Origin of the sequence: Methylobacterium sp. BTF04 (assembly GCF_010692745.1) — a bacterium.
Taxonomy (GTDB): Bacteria; Pseudomonadota; Alphaproteobacteria; order Rhizobiales; family Beijerinckiaceae; genus Methylobacterium.
Window position 1 is genome coordinate 1 of the sequence record NZ_JAAHTB010000126.1, and the last position, 3,070, is coordinate 3,070.

The window sequence follows — 3,070 nt, forward strand, 5'->3', positions numbered from 1 at the left end:
ACGGACTTCCACCATCTGTTCCTTGCCGGTCTCCCGGCGCACTGGGTAATTACTGCGCAAACGCAGCCGTCTTGCAACGACAAATAATCATTCTCTGCGACGACGACTTTCTAACGTGTCGAACGCTGGCCATCACAGACAAGTTTAGTTGCCATAAAATATTATAAAGTGAGGCCTCTAATTAACTATTTATTATTATATTCAATATATCTAAAAATTTCGACCCTAACTCTATAATCTATCAAAATAATCTTATGTTAAACTTAGGTTAAGAAAATCTTATATATTCCAAAACGTAAATATAGGACAGTGACGATGCCGGAAGAGTATGTAGGTCGATATATTCCAGCAACGCTCTCTAACTTAGTCGAAAAGTCTTATTTGGAGAGAGAATCATCATCCATTGAGCGTATCCTCAATGCGGTTGCGCAAGCGACACAATGCCCCCTGGTCATGCTTTATGTTTACAAGAATGACACTTTAGCGTTGGTCGGCATAGTCGGCACAATTGGAGAGAAGACAGCGGAATTGACCGAACTGTCGCACGCTGAGCCAAAAAAAGTATTCGGGGAAACGATGCAAATCGTTTCCGGGGATGCAAATTCCCAGCATAACAAAATGAGGCTGCGGCTCCTGGTCGACGGGAATGCCTATTGCGGCTTCTGTGCATCCGTCGTCGTGGGCAGCCTTGAGGACCGTCGAGCCGTCCTTGTGATTGCCAACGCCCACCTGCATGGGGAGCTCAGCCCTGCACAGATCTACGTGCTGCAGGCCCACGCCTCCCACCTTGCGACGTTGCTCGATGTTGATAGGACTCGATCCCGTTCGTCTTCGGAGGCGGATATACGCCAGAAAGTGCAGAGCGAACGTCTTCGCCTTCTGGAGTCGGTGGCGGTCCATGCGCGCGACTCGATCCTGATCACCGAGGCGGAACCGACAGATCTGCCTGGCCCCCGGATCCTGTATTGTAACGCGGCATTCACCCGAACTACCGGCTACAGCGAGGCCGAGGTAATCGGAAAGACCCCGCGTATATTGCAGGGACCCAAAACCGATCCTGCCTCACGGGCAAAGCTACGGGAGGCTTTCGCCCGTTGGAAGCCGATCGAGATCGAGCTGATGAACTACCACAAGGACGGTTCGGAATTCTGGGTCGAGCTCAGCATTGTGCCGGTTGCTGACGAAAATGGTTGGTATACTCATTGGGTCTCGGTCCAGCGCGATATCACCGAGCGCAAGCAGGCAGACGAACTAGCGACTCGTGTGCGGATCGCGGAGGTCAAAAACGAAACTCTAGCGATCGAAATCCAGGAGCGCAAACGGGTCGAGGCGGAACTTCTCTACACCGCCTTCCATGATAGCCTCACGGGCTTGCGCAACCGCGCCTTCTTCATGGAGCGTCTGACGGTCGCCATTGGGCACTCGCGCGACTTGTCGACTCCTGGCTGTGCCGTGATCTTCCTCGACCTTGACCGCTTCAAAGCCGTCAATGATAGCTTGGGCCATATTGCAGGAGATGCGCTGCTGAAGGAGGTTGGTAGTCGTCTTAAACGCTGTACCCGCTCACAAGACACGCTTGCCCGCATCGGCGGCGATGAATTCGCGGTGCTAGTCGAGAGCACAGTCGATCTCGCCACCTCAGTCGACATCGCAGAGAGCATTATCGCGGCGATGCGCGCCCCGATACGGATTGGTCAGCAGACTATCTTTCCCTCCTGCAGCATCGGTGTCGTACGGGCGTCGGATCAGTATCAAAGCCCAGAGGATCTCATTGGCGATGCCGACATCGCGATGTATCAGGCCAAACGCGCAGGGCGGGGTGACTACGCGATCTTCAGCGAGTCGATGAGAGCTGAAGCGGTCGCGGCGCTGGCTTTGCAAACCGATGTAAGGCTCGCGTTGAAACGCGGCGAATTCCTCCTGTATTATCAGCCGATCTTCGATCTCGCGAGTGGTCGCGTCGATGGGTTCGAGGCTCTTATCCGGTGGCAGCACCCCCAGCGGGGATTGGTCTCCCCTGCAGAATTCATCCCAGTGGCCGAGGAGATCGGCCTCATCCGTCGGATCGATCGCTGGGTGCTGCGTGAGGCCTGCGCACAATTGAGGATGTGGCATGATCGATTTGGCGATCAAACACTCCACATGAGCGTCAACACATCAGTGAGCGAACTCAGGGACGATACTTTTGTCGACGAAATCAAATCTGTGCTCGAAGAGTTTGCTCTTGAGCCTCGCAATCTTCAGATTGAGATTACGGAAGGCATCTTTTTAGTGCCTTCTGCCAGCGTCACTACGGCCTTAGCTAACATCCGCGCGCTTGGTGTTCGTGTGGCACTCGATGATTTCGGCACTGGATATTCTAGTTTGAGCTACATCAACCGCTATCCCGTCGACACGATCAAGATCGATCGCGCTTTCGTCTCGGACATGCGATCGGAAAAACGCACCCTCGCCATCATCGATCTGGTGGTAAAGCTTGGCGCAGCACTCAATGTCTCCATCGTCGCCGAAGGCATAGAACATGCTGAAGAAGCCACGCTTCTGGCTGATATGGGCTGTTCCCATGCACAAGGCTACTATTTTGGTCGGCCCCTATCATCTAAAGATACCGAGTCGCTTATAGACTCTAAACATCTTGATTGTAGTGAAATAAAAGCAGCATAGCATATAATATAACTAGGGTCTATTAGCATCTGGTAATTACCTACGCCCCTCTATGAGTACAAGCAGCTTGCACGAAACCGCATTTGAGTAATCGGCAGAAGCCAGAAAACCTATGGCTTGTCTAAATCTCTTGTTACATTTTCTTAATTTATTCCGCGATATAATCGGTTGAATTCGACTGAAACTCAATGTAACGCCTACCCGCGTTAATAAGAGCGGATTTTTATTGCAGCTTCTGTTGATATCATCTTTGACCAAACAGTCGGCGGGTCTGTCGATTTTATCGTCCGATAGGAAATGGGCCGATCATGGACATCTTGCTCGTGTCGGACGACCGGCGCCTGTCGGAACACATCATTCGCGACTTCGAAGCACTGGGACATTGGGTGCTCTTCGACCTGTGGGA

Annotated in this window: 1 protein-coding gene; it reads left to right on the top strand. The window is 52.1% G+C overall.

Annotated features, from left to right (window positions below; all coding sequences use genetic code 11):
* Positions 1 to 315: 315 nt before the first annotated feature.
* Complete coding sequence (locus G3T14_RS23575) at positions 316 to 2,664, top strand: EAL domain-containing protein (protein ID WP_204263036.1); 2,349 nt, start codon at positions 316 to 318, stop codon at positions 2,662 to 2,664.
* The last annotated feature ends 406 nt before the right edge of the window (positions 2,665 to 3,070 follow it).